The organism is Noviherbaspirillum sp. ST9, from assembly GCF_048799745.1.
GTDB lineage: Bacteria > Pseudomonadota > Gammaproteobacteria > Burkholderiales > Burkholderiaceae_D > Noviherbaspirillum.
The window spans coordinates 60,723-78,829 of the sequence record NZ_JBLWFR010000007.1; the positions used below are offsets into that span (position 1 = coordinate 60,723).

Genomic DNA, 18,107 nt, shown 5'->3' on the forward strand with positions numbered 1-18,107 from the left:
GCTTGTCTAAGTGCTCTTCACACAACCATCTTATCAACTTCGCGGCAAGGTCATCGCTGCGCATCGCAGAAAGTCGGGATCATGGTTTCTGCAGTCAGTTCCAACCCAGCCGCCGATGCCCACGCCGCGAAAAGCAACCCGGCTTCCAGCACGCCGATCCCGAAGCCCAGGCCGGCGATCAAGGACCAGATTGAGCGGACGCCCCACGCACTCGCGCAATCGCTGAAACATGAAGTTGGATCACTGCCTGGAAAATGCGCGAAGCGCGTGCCCGATCCAAAGGCCGGCGTATCGAAGGATGTTCCGAAGGCCGCTCCAAAGTGGACTACCTTCGACCGTGCGAAGGATGCACCGAGAGAGCATCCCAAGGGTGCGCCTTTCGGCACACCGGCAAGTGCGCCGAAAGCTCTGTTACGGGATACTCCTGCAGGCATTCCAAAGGAAGCGTCGAAGGCCCCGTTCCAGGGCACTCCTGCCGGTCAGTTGAAGAATGTACCTGCGGGTGCCCCACCCGGCAGGCTGAAGGATACGCCTTCATGCACCCCGGCCGGCAATCCAAAGAATGCCTCGCAGGACAAACCCGGGGATATTCCTTCCAGCCTGCCGAAGGACGCGCGCAAGGAAACGCCTTCTGGCAGACCGAAGGACGTGGCGAAGGATGTACCCAGGAGTGCGCCATCCTGCGGACCCAAACATGCGGCGAAAGACACGCCCAAGGCTGCAACGGCCGACAAACCGGCAAATGGACGGCCGCACGCGTCCGGCGACCGCCCAGCCGGCATTCCTGCGCCTGCATCAAACGATTTCCTGCCGGCCGCATGCACCAAACCGGCCAGTCCAGGCAATCACGCGCCGAAACAGGAAGAAACCAGGGACCCATTCATGCGGGCATTGAACGGCCTCTATGAAAGAGCGCTGTGTCGGGCGAAAGAAGCGAAGACGCCGGCGGAAAAGGCGCACGCGGAAGAAGAAGCATCGCAGGTCAGGCGGACCATCGATTCCCTCGCCAAGTCTGCCGGAGGCAACGCGCCCGATAAACGAGGCGAAAGGAAGCGACAGGATGACGGTGCGGCCCGCGAACGTGCGTCTTGCCTGCACGGACATGATGGCGAACCGTTTGAAGAAGGACTGGATATCTATGGTCCTGGCAATGCGAATCCTGGCCCCCCGTTGCCGGAGCGCACTGCACAGGGCAACTCCGCGCCAGGAGGAAGCGCCACCGGGCTACCGGTCGGCGCGTACTGGGTCGTCTGGCAGCCTGCCAGCTGGCAACCCTACTCCCGGCAGCACGACGGCCGGAGCGATGTCCAGCACGCAGGCACCGGGCGAACCGGCGCCCGCCGCACTTGCCCCAGGCGGAACTGCACGTGGTGGGCGTGCCCCGGCGAGACTTGCATCTGGCGGACTTGAATCGGGCAGCGCAGATCAACGGCAACCGCGACTGATGCCCGAAGAACGCGCCAACCGCCGCAAACTTTCATCGTCGCCATTGAAAATGCCCGCCGCTTCTCCTATCTGAGATCAGGGCCCCGCAAAAAGCAACGACATTATTCCAACGGGCTCCTCAACGCCACTCCACAGCCTTGTTTGAGGAAGGGACAGAATAATGGTTACTCGAATCAGCCCGAAACCGCCATCACGACCTGCACCCACTGCGGGCTCATCTCCGGCAGCCAGGCCGGCTCCCCCGGGCCAGCCTCCGTTGAAAGACAAGTTGCCCGAAAAACCGGACGCGCTCGCCAATTCGCTGAAAGGCGCCTTCGGCCGGGCTCCAGGTACCGGCGAGAAGCCCGGGGAAGGGAATGCCAAGCCGAAGGACGCCAAGTCCGGCGAGGCCAAAGACCCGGTGGCCCAAGTCTGGAAGAGCAAATACGAAGAGGCAATGAAGCGCGCGACCGAAGCCAAGGACCCGGCGCTGAAGGCGCATGCGGAAGCCGAAGCGAAACAGATCAAGCTGACGCTGGACGCCATGGAAGGCAAGGCGCCGGGAGGAGCCGAAAGCGGCGGCGCTCCCGGCCAAGCGCCTGGCGCACCCGGTGCGGCAGATCCAGGTGCCGCCGGCGCCTCGGGCGAAGGCGGGCCGACCAGCAAGAAGATCGACGAGTTCATGCCGCTGATCGAAGCCGCTGCGGAAAAAGCCGGCGTGCCCGCCGACATCCTTGGCGGCATGCTCTGGCAGGAGTCGCGAGGCAAGATCGATGCCGGCTCCGTCAACGGCGGCAACGGCCTGAACGACACCGGCCTCATGCAGGTCAATCCGAACAAGTTTGCCGAGTTGCAGGCAAAATATCCCGATCTCCAAGGGAAGAACCTCTCGGATCCGGAGACCAACATCCAGGCTGCCGCATACTTCCTGGCCGAACTGAAGGACAAGTTCGGCACCTGGGAACTGGCACTCCGCGGTTACAACTCGGGCGAGAACGGTGTCGATGTCAACAATCCCGATGCCACTCCTGCCGGGACCGGCGACCAGACCTACATTCCGAAAGTGCTGCATTTCGCGCAATCCATATCCAACGGAGAGCCGCTTCCGGCATGACCGCAACAGGGCTGCGAACAGGCGTCTACAATAATGCATGTCCGCAGCCGCTCCCTCCCCGTTGCTGTCCGGCTTTCCGCCGGTGATCAATGATGCAACGCGCATCCTCATCCTCGGCAGCTTTCCCGGAGAGGCTTCGCTGGCCGCCCAGCAGTACTACGCCCATCCGCGCAACCAGTTCTGGCGCCTGTTGTCTGCCGTTCTCGGCGATGCACTCGCCGGCTTGCCCTATGAACAACGCCTGCAGCGGCTGCTCGCCCACGGTATCGGACTGTGGGACGTGATCGCGGCATGTGCGCGGCAAGGCAGCCTGGACACCGCGATCCGCGCGGCGCAGGCGAACGAATTCGACATGCTGAAACAGCAATGTCCGCACCTGGCCAAGGTTTGCTTCAACGGCAAGACCTCCGGCCGCTTCGAAGCCGTCTTCGCCGCCGCGGGTTTCCGCACGCTTGTCCTTCCGTCATCGTCGCCGGCCAACGCCCAGCTCTCCTTTGAGGAAAAACTGGCGCAATGGAAGAACATCATTCTGTAGAATGGAAGAAACAGTTTTTATGTCCACCATGCTTATCAAACGCAATTCCATGGAAGCCCAGGGCAACACCAAGGCCGGCCCGGGCAAGAAACCGCGCAAGCCCAAGTTCGCGCCCATCACCCTGTCCGAGGAAGCGGGCGTCGTCTTCCTCCATTTCGGCAATGAATGGATTCAGGGGGCGATGCGCATTCGCAAGCCCGACTGGATCGAACTCACGTATGCGCAGCACATGATGGCGTGGATGCTGTTCGACAAAGATCCGCAGCACCTTGTCCAGCTTGGTTTAGGTTCGGCAGCGCTGACCAAATTCTGCTACCGCCAGTTTCCGCAAGCGCAGGTGACGGCAGTCGACCTCAATCCGCAAGTGATTTCCGTCTGCCGCTCGATGTTCCGCCTGCCGCCGGACGACGACCGGCTCTCCGTGCTGGAAATGGACGCGATGGATTTCGTCACCGATCCCAATAACCATGGCAAGTTCGACGCGCTGCAGATCGATCTGTACGATGCCTTGGTCCAGGGCCCGGTGCTCGACACGCCCGAGTTCTACGAAGCCTGCGCCGCTTGCGTGACGCCGGACGGCGTGGTCAGCGTCAACCTGTTCGGCGACCATCCCAGCTACCCGAAGAACTTCAAGGCGATGAAGCACGCGTTCGCCGAAGTGATCTGCCTGCCGCCCTGCCACGAAGGCAATGTCGTGGCGCTCGGTTTCAACAAGCGGCCCGAGCTCGATTACGAGGCGCTGTACGAACGCGCGGACGAGATCGCCACCGCGACCAAGCTGCCTGCCAAGTCCTGGGTCAACGGTATCAAGGCCTGGATGGATAAGGACAAACCCCGGAGGAGCAAGACATCTTGAACGCACGCGCCGAACATTCCGCCGCCCAGGTCGCCGCGCATAAACCCGCGCACAAGGCACTCGATCTCCACCAGGTCTTCAGCTGGCTGCTGGCCGACGGCATGATCACGAAGGCGGAAGCCAAGGCGCGCTACAACGAGGCGCAAGCCCTGCTCCGCAACGCATCGGCCAACATGCATCCGCTCACAGCGGTCGCGCAGATCAAGCTGACGTCGTGCACGCCACCGCACAAATTACTGACGCTCGACGTACTCTCGGAATGGCTTGCGGGCAAGGCAAGAGTCCCCTTCTTCCGCATCGACCCGCTGAAGATCGACTTTACCCGCGTGGCGGACGTCATGTCGGCCACCTATGCCGCACGCTTTAACATCCTGCCGGTGGAGCTGACGCAGACCGATGTCGTGATCGCAACCGCAGAACCCTTCGCCATCGAATGGGAAGCCGAGATCTCCAAGATCACGCGACGCAACGTCAAGATCGTTGTCTCCAATCCGCTCGACATCGCGCAGTACACGGCGCAGTTCTTCACGCTCGCCAAGTCGATCAAGGGCGCCAGCAAGCACGGCCAGCACGACACCGCGCTGCGCAACAACTTCGAGCAGCTGGTCGAACTGGGCAAAGCCAACAAATCGCTCGACGCCAACGACCAGCACATCGTCAATATTGTCGACTGGCTGTGGCAGTACGCGTTCGAACAGCGCGCCTCCGACATCCACCTCGAGCCCAAGCGCGACCTTGGCGCCATCCGTTTCCGCATTGACGGCATCCTGCACCAGGTCTACCAGGTACCCGCGACCGTGATGATTGCGATGACGGCGCGCATCAAGCTGCTCGGACGCATGGACGTGGTCGAGAAGCGCCGCCCACAGGACGGTCGCATCAAGACGCGCACGGCCGGCGGCCAGGAAATCGAACTACGCCTGTCAACGCTGCCCACCGCCTTCGGTGAAAAGCTCGTGATGCGTATCTTCGATCCCGACGTCGTGGTGAAGACACTGCCCGAACTCGGCTTCCCGCCCGATGACGCCAAACGCTGGGACAGCCTGACCTCCCGCCCGAACGGCATCATCCTCGTCACCGGCCCCACCGGTTCCGGCAAGACGACGACGCTGTACACGACCCTCAAGGCGCTCGCCACCGCCGAGGTCAATGTCTGCACGGTGGAAGACCCGATCGAAATGGTGGAGGGTTCGTTCAACCAGATGCAGGTGCAGCACGGCATCGACCTGTCCTTCGCCGACGGCGTGCGCGCCCTGATGCGCCAGGACCCGGACATCATCATGGTCGGCGAAATCCGTGACCTCGAAACCGCCGAGATGGCGATCCAGGCCGCCCTCACCGGCCACCTCGTCCTCTCGACACTGCACACCAACGACGCGCCATCGGCAGTGATGCGCCTGCTGGAACTCGGCGTGCCCTACTACCTGCTGGAAGCCACGCTGATCGGCATCATGGCGCAGCGCCTGGTGCGCACGCTCTGCCCCGACTGCAAGAAGGTGGAAGGCGAAATCTCGGACGATGTCTGGGACGGCCTGGTCGAAGGCTGGAAAATCCCGAAGCCGGCGTCGGTCTATCGTCCGGTAGGCTGCCCCGAGTGCCGCCAGACCGGTTACCGCGGCCGTACCGGCCTGTACGAATTGCTCACGATCACCCAGCCTTTCTCGCGCCTGATCAAGGAAGAGACTGATATCCACGCGTTGCGGAACCAGAGCATCAAGGATGGCATGAAGCCGCTACGCGTTGCCGGCGCGCTGAAGGTGGCCGAAGGTGCGACGACGGTGGATGAAGTATTGAAGGTCACTTCCGCGTTGACCTGATCGCGACATTTTTGCGCCCGGCAATTTGACTCCTTCCGGAAAGTACTGCTATAATTTTTGTCTTCGTTGGGTCGTTAGCTCAGCTGGTAGAGCAGCGGACTCTTAATCCGTTGGTCGTAGGTTCGATCCCTACACGGCCTACCAACAGTTTCAAACATCTAGCCCGGTCTCCTGACCGGGCTTTTTGTTGCCCCGCCTTTCAGGGTGTCATTTTGCAATGGCCCCGGATCGTGCCCATGTAGCTCAGTGGCAGAGCACTCCCTTGGTAAGGGAGAGGTCGGCAGTTCAATCCTGCCCATGGGCACCATCGCTCCCCTCCCCCGGAATACCTTTTCGGAAGTTTGATCCAAGTGCTTGACCTTCCCACGGTGGATAGCTTCACAATGCGTTCCACTAACCCAACCGGAGAACATCATGTACGAACTGAAAGTTGAAGGAATGAGCTGCGGCCATTGCGTCAGTGCCGTGACGAAGTCGGTACAGGCCGTGGACGCCGGCGCGAAAGTCGAAGTGGATTTGCCGACGCAGATGGTGCTTGTCAATTCGAGCGCAAGCCTCGAGAACATCAAGGCTGCCGTCGTGGATGCAGGTTACGACGTCCTTGCCAGCACCGAGCGTTGAATCGGCGTCGAGGGAGCAACTCCGCTCCCTCGCGTTTTAATGACACGAAGCCTTTTCACCCATCGTTTCCAGGCTGTGCAGAATCGGGCAATCGGGCCGGTGGTCGCCCGAACATGCATGCTCAAGATGCTTCAACGTATCCCGCATCTCCGTCAATTCCCTGATACGCGTCTCCAGCTCTTCCAGGTGTGAACGTGCAATCGCCTTCACGTCTGCACTCGCGCGATGCGGGTCCTGCCAGAGCGACAGCAGGTCCTTGATCTGCTCCAGTGAAAACCCCAGTGTGCGCGCCCGCTTGATGAAGCGCAGCGTATGCACATCGTTCTCACCGTAAATGCGATATCCCGAATCCGTTCGTTTGCCGGCCTTGATCAGGTCAATGCTCTCGTAATAGCGGATCATCTTGGCGGTCACGCCAGACGCCTTGGAAGCCTCGCCGATATTCATGTTTCCCTCTCTTACGATGCCGCTTTCCAGCGGCGCAGCAATAGTGCGTTTGTAATCACGCTGACCGAACTGAAGGCCATTGCCGCTCCGGCGATCACCGGATTGAGCAGGCCGAACGCCGCGAGCGGAATGCCGACCAGGTTGTAGATGAATGCCCAGAACAAGTTCTGCCGGATCTTGCTGTACGTGCGGCGCGAGATGTCGATCGCATCCGGAACCAGTGCCGGCTCGCCCCGCATCAAGGTAACGCCCGCAGCATGCATCGCAACGTCAGTGCCGGTCGCCATCGCAATTCCCACATCCGCGGCGGCAAGCGCGGGCGCATCGTTGATGCCGTCGCCCACCATCGCCACGACCTGCCCTTGCTGCTTCAGGCTGTTGACCTTTTCCGCCTTGTCGGCGGGCAGCACTTCCGCGATCACCTGGTCGATGCCAAGTGCATCGCCCACCGCGGCTGCGCTGCCCTTGTTGTCGCCCGTGAGCAGGACGGTTTTCACGCCCAGTGCATGCAGTCTCGAGACTGTGCGCGCCGCGGACGGTTTCACCCTGTCGCCAAACGCCAGCAGGCCCAGCAGGCTGCCATCATCGGTCATCAACCAAGACACGGTGTTGCCCTTCTGCTGCAATGCCTCCGCAGCCGCCGCAAGCGATCCCGCTTCGATGCCGGATTCCTGCAGCAGGCGGCTACTGCCCAGCTTCAATGGACGCCCCTCGATCACTGCCGAAACACCGCGTCCCGGCAGTGCCGTCACTTGCGATGCAGGCGGAACGGCAATGCCCTTCGCCTTGGCCGCCTCCACCACGGCACGGGCCAAGGGATGCTCGCTGCCCTGTTGGACTGCAGCGGCGAGCCGGACCAGTTCATCCTTGCCGATGCCGTTGGGCACCGCCTCGGCCAGCACGGGCCTCCCCTCCGTCAGCGTGCCTGTCTTGTCGAAGACAACCGTGGTGACGGAGTGCGCAAGTTCGAGCGCCTCTGCATCCTTGATGAGGATGCCATGCGTCGCACCGACGCCCGTGCCCGCCATGATGGCAGCAGGCGTTGCGAGGCCAAGCGCGCAGGGACAAGCGATGACCAGCACCGCAACCGCGTTGATGATGGCTGTTTCAAGGTTGCCGGCGGCCATCCACCATCCGGCGAACGTGACCAATGCAATCAGCAGCACAACCGGCACGAACACGGCGCTGACCTTGTCGACCAGATGCTGGATCGGCGCCTTTGCCGCTTGCGCGTTTTCAACGAGACGGATGATGCGCGAAAGCGTCGTCTCGCCGCCGACGGCAGTCGTGCGCACGAGGAGCAAGCCCTCGGCATTGATCGATCCGCCGGTCACCTTGTCGCCGGGCTGCTTGGCAACAGGCAGGCTTTCGCCAGTGATCAGCGATTCATCGATATGGCTGCGCCCTTCCTCCACCAGGCCATCGACCGCCACGCGCTCACCCGGCCGCACGACCACGAGGTCGCTCACATTCACCTGTGAAATCGGAACTTCGATCTCGTCCACCCCGCGTCGTACACGGGCGACTTCCGGACGCAACACCTGCAGCGCCCGAATCGCCGCGCTGGTCTGCCGCTTGGCGCGTGCCTCGAGCCACTTGCCGAGCAACACCAGCGTGATGACGACAGCAGCCGCTTCGAAGTACAGGTGCGGCATGTCATCCCCGTACGCCAGCAATTGATACACGCTCAATCCGTACGCCGCGCTCGTCCCGAGCGCGACCAGCAAGTCCATGTTGCCCGCCCCCGCCTTGACCGCTTTCCAGCCCGCGCGATAGAAGCGCCCGCCCAGCCAGAACTGCACCGGTGTTGCCAGCACAAGCTGCAGCCATCCGGGCAGCATCCAATGCACGCCGGCCAGCTCCAGCAACATGGGAACGATCAGGGGCAGCGACAACAGAGCGGCGATGATGACCTTGGCGTACTCCGTGTCGCGCCGCGCATCCTGCGGCCCTGCTTGCTCTGCCACATGCGGCCTGGCGTGATATCCCGCCGTTTCGATTGCGCGCGCCAATACATCTGCTGCGACGCCGGCGGCGACGCGCACATGCGCGCTCTCCGTAGCAAGGTTCACGCTGGCGTCGAGCACGCCGTCAATTTTCCGCAGCGCCTTTTCCACGCGCCCGACGCAGGAAGCGCAGGTCATTCCTTCAATATCGAGATCGATTTCCTGGTGGGCAACCTGGTAGCCGGCTTTCTCGACGGCCTGCCGGACGGTTCCGAAGTCGACGGTCTTATCGACGGTGACGCGGGCACGCTCGGTACCGAGATTGACATCGGCGCCGCTCACGCCAGGGATGGCGCGCAGCGCCTTCTCGACGCGGCGGACACAGGACGCGCAGGTCATGCCCTCGATGGGCACGTCCAGCTCCCGGCCAGCGGGCGGAATGGTGGTTGTCGATAGTGACGTTGCGTTGCTCATGATCCAGTCCTAGTTCGTTCAGGATGGTTTCATTATTGACCTTACCATGATGGGAAGGTCAAGCACGCAGATCAAGGTGCGGGATAAATCCGTTCCAGGGCGTCCTGGACGCGCGGAAACTGGAGGCGTACGGCAAGTTCGGCACGCAGGCGACGGTTGCTCAACCGTCGCGATTCCGACATGAACGACAGCATCATCGGCGATACGGCGGCCGACAATTGCTCTTTCGGCAAGCGTGGCGGACGCGGGAGTCCGGCCTTCTCGGCAACCGCATCGAAGTAGTCGCCCATCCGCATGTCCGAATCATCCACAGCGTGATAGATACGGTTCGGCTGGCCACGATACAGGGCGGCAGCAATGATCCGGGCAAGATCGTCGGCGTGGATATGGTTGGTATACACGTCGTCCTCGGCGCGCAGGGCCGGCGTCCCCTTCCGCAGCCGCTCGATGGGCAGCCGGTCGGCGGCGTAAATGCCGGGCACGCGCAGAATGGCCAGGTGCGATCCGGAACGCTTCGCCCACTTGCGCAGCACCTGCTCCGCGTCGACGCGGCGTTTCGCCCGCGCATTCTGCGGATTCACGGCGCGCGTCTCGTCGACCATTTCACCGCGGCAGTCACCGTATACCCCCGTTGTGCTCACATAAACCATGTTCGCCCGCTCGGGTAAAATGGCGGTCAAATTTCGGGAGCGCCGGTCTGTCACGCCCTCTGCCTGTGGCGGCGCGAGATGCACGATGCACTGTGCGAGGCGCGCCAGGCGCGCGAGGCTTTGCGGCTTGTCGAGGTCGGCAACAACAGGAACAGCACCTGCGGCACGCAACTCCTCGCGGCGCTCGGGCTGGCTGGTGACGGCAAACACGCGGAAGCGGTCGCGGACAAGGGGCAGCAGGCGCATGCCGACATCGCCGCAGCCAAGGACCAGCAATCGCGGCCGGCCGAATCCCGGGGCAGTCAGGTTTTCTTTATTTTTCATCATCAGGATTGTATGACTTTCCAAGTAACTGTTCAGCCAAGCGGACGCCAGTTCACCTGCGATGACGGCGAGACCGTATTGAGCGCGGCCATCCGCGCCGGCGTAGGACTGCCGTATGGCTGCAAGAACGGCGCATGCGGTACCTGCAAGGGCAAGCTGGTCGAGGGCAATGTGACACACAAGGCGCACCAGGAAAAGGCCCTGCCCGTGGCGGAAGAGGAAAAGGGTTTCTCGCTGTTCTGCTGCGCGACGCCGCATTCCGACATCGTCATCGAAGCGCGTGAAGTGCTGGGCGCCGGCGAATTCCCCATCAAGAAGCTGCCGACCCGCGTCGCCAAGCTGGACAAGGTCGCCGACGACGTGATCGTCCTATCGCTGCAGCTGCCGGCCAACGAGCGCCTGCAGTACAAGGCCGGCCAGTACATCGAATTCCTGCTGAAAGACGGCAAGCGCCGCAGCTACAGCATGGCCAACGCGCCGCACCTCGACGAGCACCTGACGCTGCACATCCGCCACATGCACGGTGGCGTGTTCACTGACCACGTGTTCAACAACATGAAGGAGCGCGACATCCTCCGCTTCGAAGGTCCGCTCGGCACCTTCTTCCTGCGCGAGGATTCGGACAAGCCCATGGTGCTGCTCGCCTCGGGCACCGGTTTTGCGCCGATCAAGGCCATCATCGAGCATGCCATCCACCAGAAGACCGGCCGCGAAATGATCCTGTACTGGGGCGGCCGCCGTCCGAAGGATCTCTACATGCACGCTTTGTGCGAGGAGTGGGCGCGCACCGTACCCAACTTCAAGTACGTGCCGGTGATTTCCGATGCCCAGGCCGAGGATGGCTCGACCGGCCGCAGCGGCTTCGTCCACCGCGCGGTAATGGAAGACCTGCCCGACATGTCCGGCTACCAGGTGTACGCCTGCGGCGCGCCAATCATGGTGGATTCGGCCAAGCGGGATTTCGTCGCCCAATGCAAGCTGCCGGAGGCGGAGTTCTATGCCGACGCGTTCACGTCGGAAGCGGATCTTGCTGTCGATATGGCAACAAAATAATGCTTTGACGCATTGCGGAAAAATGCCTTACCATCTTTGGTATGAACACAACAGCCAAACTCTTGCGACGCCGTACCCAGCTGCCTCAGCCTGGGAAGCCGTGCATGTAAGCGTTTGATGCTCACAAAGCCACAGGCCCGCCCTGTGGCTTTTTTTTTGATCTCTCAGTAACCCCCAGTCAGGAGCCCCGAAATGGAATTCAGCCAATACGACGTCAACGCCCTCATGCAGATCACCAACCGGCCTTCGCTTGTGTTTACCGAAGGCCGCGGCATGTGGCTGACGGATAACAATGGCAAGCGCTACCTCGACTACCTGCAGGGCTGGGCGGTCAACTGCCTCGGCCATTCGCCGCAGTGCATCGTCGATGCGGTGACCGCGCAGGTCGGCAAGCTGATCAACCCCTCGCCGGCCTTCTACAATGAACCGTCGATCGTCCTCGCGAACATGCTCACCAAGAACTCGTGCTTCGACCGCGTGTTCTTCGCCAACAGCGGCGCGGAAGCGAACGAAGGCGCGATCAAGCTGGCGCGCAAGTGGGGCAAGCTGAACAAGAACGCCGCCGGTGAAAACCGCTACGAGATCATTACCTTCAACCACGGCTTCCACGGCCGTACGCTGGCCACCATGTCAGCGAGCGGCAAGGCAGGTTGGGACACGATGTTCGCACCGCAGGTGCCAGGCTTCCACAAGGCCGAGCTGAACGACATCGCCAGCGTGGAGAAGCTGATCACCGACAAGACTGTCGCCGTAATGCTCGAGCCGGTACAAGGCGAGAGCGGCGTCATCCCCGCCACCCGCGAATTCATGCAGGCGCTGCGCGCGTTGACCAAGCAGCGCAACCTGCTGCTGATCGTGGATGAAGTGCAGGCCGGCATGGGCCGCACCGGCGAACTGTTCGCCTACCAGCTCTCCGGCATCGAGCCCGACATCATGACCCTGGGCAAAGGCATCGGCGGCGGCGTTCCTCTCTCCGCACTGCTGGCGCGCGAAGAGATCGCCTGCTTCGAACCGGGCGAGCAAGGCGGCACCTACAACGGCAACCCGGTAATGACCGCTGTAGGCATCGCCGTGCTGAGCGAACTGCTCAAGCCCGGCTTCCTGCAATCCGTGAAGGACAAGGGCGCCTACATGAGCGCGGCGCTGAACAAGCTGAGCGCGAAGCACGGCCTCGAAGGCGAGCGCGGGGAAGGCCTGCTGCGCGCACTGAAGCTCGGCAAGGATATCGGCCCGAAGATCGTAGAAACCGCGCGCGACATGGAACCGGTCGGCCTGCTGCTCAACTCGCCGCGCCCCGACCTGCTGCGCTTCATGCCCTCGCTGAACCTGACGACAGATGAAATCGACCAGATGATTTCCATGCTGTCCGACATCCTGACCAAACTCGGTCACTGATCTTTCACCGGAGATGCGTCAATTTGGCGCATCTCCCGGCATTTCCCGGAAAACCCATTTCCAGATCAAGGACGTTTGCAACTAGGCAACCTAGAATAGCCCGCCATTAGCCCTGACCGGAGGCTGCTGATGGTCGACCAGTCCAAACCCTTCCAACGCTTGCGCATCTCGCGTCTGACACCGCACACGGGATACGCACGTCCGCACTTCTATATCCAGAACCCGGTGAAGGCATCGTCCTCGGCGCTCGAGGTGATGACGGACCTGCGCTTCATTCCCGCGGCAACGGTGTCGTCCGACCTCGACCTGGATACCGCCACGCAAAAAATGATCGCGCGCGGCGTGCGTTCGCTGCTCGTGACCAACGCGCTCGAGGATGTCATCGGCATCATCACATCGCGCGACCTCCTCGGCGAGCGTCCGCAGGCGGCCATGCATGCCCGCGGCATCCCGTTCGGCGAAGTCCGCGTGAGCGACGTCATGACGAGCGATGAACACATCGAAGTGCTGCACCTCGACGATGTATTGCACGCGCATGTCGGCGATGTCGTGGAAACGCTGAAGCATTCCGGCCGCCAGCACGCGCTTGTCGTGGAAGAGGATTCCTCCACGGGCAAAACCACTATCCGCGGAATATTTTCCGCTTCGCAGATTGCGCGCCAGCTTGGCGTACATGCGCAACCCCACGCCCTTTCCGACACCTTTGAAGGCATCGAGCGAGCGATGGCTGCGCAGTACTGAACCATTTGGCGCACAGTTCCATGATCAGGAGTAAACACATGCGATTCCGCCTGGTTCGCTATTTCACCTTTGCCAGCCTCGGCATGTTCATCGTCGTGACGATTGCCCTGGTATTTTTCGAGCGCCAGCAAGCGGCCTTTTTCCAGGAAGTCCAGTCCGCTGAAAGCGAATTCGTCAAGCGCGTGCAGGCAAGCTTTGCCAGGCAGCAGGAAGAAGCGGCTCGTCACGACCTGCTCGCCATTCATGAGCGCGCAAACATGGACCTGACGCGCCTGTTCGCCAACATGCTGTGGGAGAGGGACTTCGCGCCGTTCGTCGCCAAGGTGCAGGCGATCCCCGTGGAACACTGCCGCGCCATTGCCGACATCACCGGCGAGGACGGAAAGAAAAGGCAGCCGGACAGCAAGAAAGCCTGCTACCAGGAACTGGGGGCAAAGATCCGCGCCCTTGCGGAATACAAGGCGCTGGATGCCAAGGTGTTCAGCACCATGAAGAAGAGTTCCGTCTTCAAGGTCAAGGTATTCGACATGCGCGGCATCACCGCATATTCCTCTGAAGCGGCACAGGTCGGCGACGACAAGAGCGGCAACGCAGGATGGAAGAATGCGATGGAAGGCAAGCCGGTCAGCGAGCTCACGCACCGGGATAAATTCAGCGCGTTCGAGGGTGTCGTGGAAAACCGTGACCTCATCTCGAGCTACCTGCCTGTGAATGCGCAGGATGGCGAAAAAGTCATCGGCGTATTTGAAGTCTATACGGACGTGACGGGCTTCCTCGACCAGATCAAGCAAACCTCGGCCAAGATTGCGACGACCGCGCGCGACAACGAAAACCAGATGGTGAATGTCGCCGAGTACAACCTGGACGAAGTGAACAAGATGTCCAACAACGGAATTGCAATCGTCGCCGGGCTGTTGTTGCTCCTCTTCGCATCGCTGTTTGCCATTGTGCGCCGTGCGGAAAAGACCATCCGCCAGCAGGAACTGGACCGCGAGCACGCCCACCAGCAGCTGGCCCAGGCTGAAAAAATGGCCCTGCTTGGCCAGATGGTCGCCGGTGTAGCGCACCAGCTCAATACGCCCCTGGCATTCTCGCGCAGCAACATCAGCATGGTGATCGACGGGCTCAAGAGCTTCGAGCTGCCGCTCAAGGTTGCGCACGCTTTTGCCCGCGCCGTGCGCAAGACGGAAGGCGATCGCGTGACGCTGAACATTTCCCGCTCGCGCGGACAACTGCAGCAGATCGAGTCGCACGATGACGACGTACTCATGCTCTCGCAAATGCTCGGCGACACGCTGCAGGGCCTGGAGCAGATGCGCGAGCTGGTGGAGAACCTGCGCGACTTCACGCGCCTCGATCGCGAGAAGGTCACGCACTTCGACATCAACAAGGGGCTGCATACCGTTGTCTATATTGCCAAGAGCGTGATCCCGCATCGCATCGAGGTCGTCGAGGAGTACAACGATGTGCCTGAAGTCGAATGCAACCCGTCGCAACTCAACCAGGTCTTCCTCAACCTGATCAACAATGCGGCGCAGGCGATTCCGGACAACGGAAAGATTACCGTGCGCACGTCCGTGGAAGACCTGCGGGTGCGGATTGACATCATTGACACGGGCAGCGGCATTCCCGCCGATGTCCAGCCGAACATCTTCGACACCTATTTCACGACCAAGCCTCCAGGCGAAGGCACAGGACTCGGCCTGCCCATCGTAAAGAACATCGTCGAAGAGCACGGCGGCACGGTCACATTCACCACACAGGCGGGGACCGGCACGACATTTACCGTCTACCTGCCGGCAGCGTTTCCCGAAACCCTGCTCGAAGCAGCCTGAAGGAGGCGATGATGAGGGACAAGAAAGGTCTGGTGCTGTGCGTCGATGACGAGCCCAATATCCTTCGCTCGCTGCACTGGATGCTGCACAAGGATTTCGACGTAATGACCGCGCCTGACGGACTGAGCGGGCTGGAGATGCTGCGCAAGCACGATTTCGACGTGATCGTGAGCGACCAGCGCATGCCCGGGATGATGGGTTCGGAGTTCCTGCGCGAGGCCTGCAAGATCGCACCACGCGCCATGCGCATCCTGCTCACCGGCTACTCCGATTTGCAGGCGATCCTGCGGTCGGTGAATGAAGGTGAAGTCTTCCGCTTCGTCAACAAGCCGTGGTCCAATGAAGAACTGACGAAGACCGTCGCCGAGGCGGCAACGATCGCCAAGACGCAACCGCTTCCCGCTCCCGTTGAAGACGCGGGGCCCGGCGGCGAAAGCATCCTGCTGATCGATGATGACAAGGAAATGATCGAACTCGTCAGGCAAGCCGTCGGCCCGGACACGCAGTTCAGGCATGCAAGCACCCTGTCGGAAGCGGTGACGATCCTGAGTGCTCAACCGGTCGGCGTATTGATGAGCGAAACGCGTGTCGGCCGCATGGATACAACGCCGCTGGTCAAACTGCTCAAGCAGAAGCATCCGGAGATCGTTTCGATGGTGTTCACCGTGAATAGCGACGTCGATGCCATCATCAAGCTGATCAACCAGGGACAGATCTACCGCTTCATTCCGAAACCGGTCAAGCCCGGTTTCCTGAAACTCATGCTGAGCTCCGCAGTGAACAAGCATCGCGAGCTCAAGCGCAGTCCGGGCGCGGTTCGGCGCCATGCAGTCGAAAAGACGCCGGAAGGTTTGGAGCAAAAGCTCGAGCAGGATATCCAGCTTGAAGCCGTGCGCAACGCCGCGCCCGCCGCCTCGGCCGGGCAGGCAATGAACGATGGCTCGTTCATGCATCGGATCGGAATCGGATTCCGGCGCATCTTCGGCACCGCCTGATTGTCTCGCCCAAAGAAAATGGGGGCCGCCCTGTGACAGGCGGCCCCCATTTTCTTTTGCAACGAATTTACTTCTTGCGCGCGGGAGGCAGGTCCGTGCACACACCTTCGAATGCTTCCGCGGCCATGCCGATCGATTCACCGAGCGTCGGGTGCGGGTGGATCGTCTTGCCGATATCCACTGCGTCCGCGCCCATCTCGATGGCCAGCGCGATCTCGCCGATCATGTCGCCCGCGTGGGTGCCCACGATGCCGCCGCCGACGATGCGATGTGTTTCCGCATCGAACAGCAGCTTGGTGAAGCCTTCATCGCGGCCATTGGCCGTCGCACGACCGCTGGCTGCCCATGGGAACAGGCCCTTCTCCAGCTTGACGCCCTTGGCCTTCGCCTCGTCTTCCGTCATGCCGACCCATGCCACTTCCGGATCGGTGTAAGCCACGGACGGAATCACGCGCGCGTCGAAGAAGGACTTCTGGCCTGCGGCCGCTTCGGCGGCCACGTGCGCTTCATGCACCGCCTTGTGCGCCAGCATCGGCTGGCCGACGACGTCGCCGATCGCAAAGATGTGCGGAACGTTGGTGCGCATCTGTGAATCGACATTGATGAAGCCACGATCCATGACGGCAACACCAGCCTTGTCGGCGGAGATCTTCTTGCCGTTCGGGCTGCGGCCGACAGCGACCAGCACCATGTCGTAGAGTTGCGGCTCCGGTGCGGCAACCGACGGGTCGGCACTTTCAAAAGTGACCTTGATGCCTTCCTTCAATGCCTCGACCGCGACCGTCTTGGTCTTGGTCATGACCTTGTCGAAGCGCTTGTCGTTGAACTTCTGCCAGACCTTGACCAGATCGCGGTCGGCACCCTGCATCAGGCCGTCCATCATTTCGACCACGTCGATGCGTGCGCCGAGCGTGGAGTAGACGGTGGCCATTTCCAGGCCGATGATGCCGCCGCCGATGACCAGCATCTTCTTCGGCACCTGGCGCAGTTCCAGCGCGCCGGTGGAATCAACGATGCGCGGATCTTCCGGTACGAAAGGCAGCTTCACGACGGCGGAGCCGGCGGCGATGATCGCCTGCTTGAACTGCACCGTTTTCTTGGTGCCGTCGGCAGCAGTGACTTCCATGTGGTTCGGGCTGATGAACTGGCCGACACCCTGCACCACGTTCACCTTGCGCGACTTCGCCATGCCGGCCAGACCGGTGGTCATCTTCTTGATGACCTTTTCCTTGTAACCGCGCAGCTTGTCGATGTCGATTTCCGGCTTGCCGAAGGTGACGCCGTGTGCGGCCATCGTGGCGGTTTCGTCGATGACGGCAGCAACATGCAGCAGGGCCTTTGACGGGATGCAACCGACGTTCAGGCACACGCCACCGAGGGTCGAATACTTTTCGACGAGCACAGTGCTCATGCCGAGGTCGGCGGAACGGAATGCCGCCGAATAGCCGCCGGGGCCTGCGCCCAGGACGAGCATGTCGCACTCGATATCGACCTTGCCGCCGTAGCTGCTGGCGATCGGTGCGGGTGCCGGAGCCGCGGCGGCAGGGGCAGGGGCAGGGGCAGGCGCTGCGGCTGCGGGTGCCGGAGCGGGCGCCGCTGCAGCTGCGCCGGCGGCTGCTTCCACGAGGAGCAGCAGCGAGCCTTCGGAAACCTTGTCGCCCATCTTGACCTTCAGCTCCTTGACCACGCCGGCGTGGCTCGACGGAATCTCCATGCTGGCCTTGTCGGATTCCACCGTGACCAGGGACTGGTCGACGGCGATGGTATCGCCCGGCTTGACCAGCAGTTCAATGACTTCGACTTCCTTGAAATCGCCGATATCGGGAACCTTGACTTCCACAATGCTCATAGCGTTTGCTCCATTCTCTCCCGCCGCTTG

The 18,107-nt window shown here is 61.7% G+C and carries 15 protein-coding genes and 2 tRNA genes; 13 read left to right on the forward strand and 4 right to left on the reverse strand.

Going from position 1 to position 18,107, the window contains the following annotated elements; translation table 11 throughout:
- Window positions 1-81: 81 nt before the first annotated feature.
- The 8 genes from ACNOHI_RS16880 to ACNOHI_RS16915 all read left to right on the forward strand — a co-directional run bounded on the left by ACNOHI_RS16880 (window position 82) and on the right by ACNOHI_RS16915 (window position 6,368).
- Complete coding sequence (locus ACNOHI_RS16880; protein ID WP_420475860.1) at window positions 82-1,410, forward strand: hypothetical protein; 1,329 nt, start codon at window positions 82-84, stop codon at window positions 1,408-1,410.
- A 292-nt stretch (window positions 1,411-1,702) separates the two neighbouring features.
- Entirely contained in the window at window positions 1,703-2,539 is an 837-nt protein-coding gene (locus ACNOHI_RS16885; RefSeq protein WP_420475861.1) for a lytic transglycosylase domain-containing protein, read from the forward strand.
- Window positions 2,540-2,600: 61 nt separating this feature from the next.
- Window positions 2,601-3,074, forward strand: a complete 474-nt coding sequence (locus tag ACNOHI_RS16890) for a DNA-deoxyinosine glycosylase (RefSeq protein WP_420476164.1) — start codon at window positions 2,601-2,603, stop codon at window positions 3,072-3,074.
- A gap of 28 nt (window positions 3,075-3,102) precedes the next feature.
- Entirely contained in the window at window positions 3,103-3,930 is an 828-nt protein-coding gene (locus tag ACNOHI_RS16895; RefSeq protein WP_420476165.1) for a spermidine synthase, read from the forward strand.
- 101 nt (window positions 3,931-4,031) lie between these two features.
- The gene (locus ACNOHI_RS16900) at window positions 4,032-5,747 is read left to right on the forward strand and encodes a GspE/PulE family protein (RefSeq protein WP_420476166.1); all 1,716 of its coding nucleotides are present in this window, start codon (window positions 4,032-4,034) and stop codon (window positions 5,745-5,747) included.
- 68 nt (window positions 5,748-5,815) lie between these two features.
- Window positions 5,816-5,891, forward strand: a tRNA-Lys gene (locus ACNOHI_RS16905).
- Between the two features lie 88 nt (window positions 5,892-5,979).
- Window positions 5,980-6,054 (forward strand) — tRNA-Thr (locus tag ACNOHI_RS16910).
- 107 nt (window positions 6,055-6,161) lie between these two features.
- Window positions 6,162-6,368 carry a heavy-metal-associated domain-containing protein gene (locus tag ACNOHI_RS16915; protein ID WP_420475862.1) on the forward strand — a complete coding sequence of 69 codons (207 nt, stop codon included), beginning with the start codon at window positions 6,162-6,164 and terminating at the stop codon, window positions 6,366-6,368.
- 36 nt (window positions 6,369-6,404) lie between these two features.
- Here ACNOHI_RS16915 and cueR read toward each other — a convergent pair whose 3' ends face one another.
- The 3 genes from cueR to ACNOHI_RS16930 all read right to left on the reverse strand — a co-directional run bounded on the left by cueR (window position 6,405) and on the right by ACNOHI_RS16930 (window position 10,209).
- Window positions 6,405-6,815, reverse strand: coding sequence for a Cu(I)-responsive transcriptional regulator (gene cueR / locus ACNOHI_RS16920; protein ID WP_420475863.1), 411 nt, complete (start codon window positions 6,813-6,815; stop codon window positions 6,405-6,407).
- An 11-nt stretch (window positions 6,816-6,826) separates the two neighbouring features.
- Entirely contained in the window at window positions 6,827-9,235 is a 2,409-nt protein-coding gene (locus tag ACNOHI_RS16925; protein WP_420475864.1) for a heavy metal translocating P-type ATPase, read from the reverse strand.
- Between the two features lie 71 nt (window positions 9,236-9,306).
- Window positions 9,307-10,209 carry an SDR family oxidoreductase gene (locus tag ACNOHI_RS16930; protein ID WP_420476167.1) on the reverse strand — a complete coding sequence of 301 codons (903 nt, stop codon included), beginning with the start codon at window positions 10,207-10,209 and terminating at the stop codon, window positions 9,307-9,309.
- A 12-nt stretch (window positions 10,210-10,221) separates the two neighbouring features.
- Between ACNOHI_RS16930 and ACNOHI_RS16935 the strand changes: the two genes are divergently transcribed.
- From ACNOHI_RS16935 to ACNOHI_RS16955, 5 genes are all read left to right on the forward strand, one after another.
- Window positions 10,222-11,262, forward strand: a complete 1,041-nt coding sequence (locus tag ACNOHI_RS16935) for a CDP-6-deoxy-delta-3,4-glucoseen reductase (protein ID WP_420475865.1) — start codon at window positions 10,222-10,224, stop codon at window positions 11,260-11,262.
- 192 nt (window positions 11,263-11,454) lie between these two features.
- Entirely contained in the window at window positions 11,455-12,657 is a 1,203-nt protein-coding gene (locus ACNOHI_RS16940; RefSeq protein WP_420475866.1) for an acetylornithine transaminase, read from the forward strand.
- 129 nt (window positions 12,658-12,786) lie between these two features.
- Window positions 12,787-13,398 (forward strand): CBS domain-containing protein, encoded by a 612-nt coding sequence (locus ACNOHI_RS16945; RefSeq protein WP_420475867.1) that lies wholly within the window; start codon window positions 12,787-12,789, stop codon window positions 13,396-13,398.
- Window positions 13,399-13,436: 38 nt separating this feature from the next.
- A complete protein-coding gene (locus tag ACNOHI_RS16950; RefSeq protein WP_420475868.1) occupies window positions 13,437-15,233 on the forward strand; it encodes a sensor histidine kinase in 1,797 nt (598 codons plus the stop codon).
- 11 nt (window positions 15,234-15,244) lie between these two features.
- Complete coding sequence (locus tag ACNOHI_RS16955) at window positions 15,245-16,228, forward strand: response regulator (protein ID WP_420475869.1); 984 nt, start codon at window positions 15,245-15,247, stop codon at window positions 16,226-16,228.
- 67 nt (window positions 16,229-16,295) lie between these two features.
- Here ACNOHI_RS16955 and lpdA read toward each other — a convergent pair whose 3' ends face one another.
- Window positions 16,296-18,077, reverse strand: coding sequence for a dihydrolipoyl dehydrogenase (gene lpdA, locus ACNOHI_RS16960; RefSeq protein WP_420475870.1), 1,782 nt, complete (start codon window positions 18,075-18,077; stop codon window positions 16,296-16,298).
- Window positions 18,078-18,107 lie beyond the last annotated feature (30 nt).

Excerpts from the sequence above, each read along its gene's own strand:
- ACNOHI_RS16880 (WP_420475860.1), top strand. The coding sequence starts at position 82 with ATGGTTTCTGCAGTCAGTTCCAACCCAGCCGCCGATGCCCACGCCGCG.
- ACNOHI_RS16895 (WP_420476165.1), top strand. The coding sequence starts at position 3,103 with ATGCTTATCAAACGCAATTCCATGGAAGCCCAGGGCAACACCAAGGCC.
- ACNOHI_RS16900 (WP_420476166.1), top strand. The coding sequence starts at position 4,032 with ATGATCACGAAGGCGGAAGCCAAGGCGCGCTACAACGAGGCGCAAGCC.
- ACNOHI_RS16915 (WP_420475862.1), top strand. The coding sequence starts at position 6,162 with ATGTACGAACTGAAAGTTGAAGGAATGAGCTGCGGCCATTGCGTCAGT.
- cueR (WP_420475863.1), bottom strand. The coding sequence starts at position 6,815 with ATGAATATCGGCGAGGCTTCCAAGGCGTCTGGCGTGACCGCCAAGATG.
- ACNOHI_RS16925 (WP_420475864.1), bottom strand. The coding sequence starts at position 9,235 with ATGAGCAACGCAACGTCACTATCGACAACCACCATTCCGCCCGCTGGC.
- ACNOHI_RS16930 (WP_420476167.1), bottom strand. The coding sequence starts at position 10,209 with ATGAAAAATAAAGAAAACCTGACTGCCCCGGGATTCGGCCGGCCGCGA.
- ACNOHI_RS16935 (WP_420475865.1), top strand. The coding sequence starts at position 10,222 with ATGACTTTCCAAGTAACTGTTCAGCCAAGCGGACGCCAGTTCACCTGC.
- ACNOHI_RS16940 (WP_420475866.1), top strand. The coding sequence starts at position 11,455 with ATGGAATTCAGCCAATACGACGTCAACGCCCTCATGCAGATCACCAAC.
- ACNOHI_RS16945 (WP_420475867.1), top strand. The coding sequence starts at position 12,787 with ATGGTCGACCAGTCCAAACCCTTCCAACGCTTGCGCATCTCGCGTCTG.
- ACNOHI_RS16950 (WP_420475868.1), top strand. The coding sequence starts at position 13,437 with ATGCGATTCCGCCTGGTTCGCTATTTCACCTTTGCCAGCCTCGGCATG.
- ACNOHI_RS16955 (WP_420475869.1), top strand. The coding sequence starts at position 15,245 with ATGAGGGACAAGAAAGGTCTGGTGCTGTGCGTCGATGACGAGCCCAAT.
- lpdA (WP_420475870.1), bottom strand. The coding sequence starts at position 18,077 with ATGAGCATTGTGGAAGTCAAGGTTCCCGATATCGGCGATTTCAAGGAA.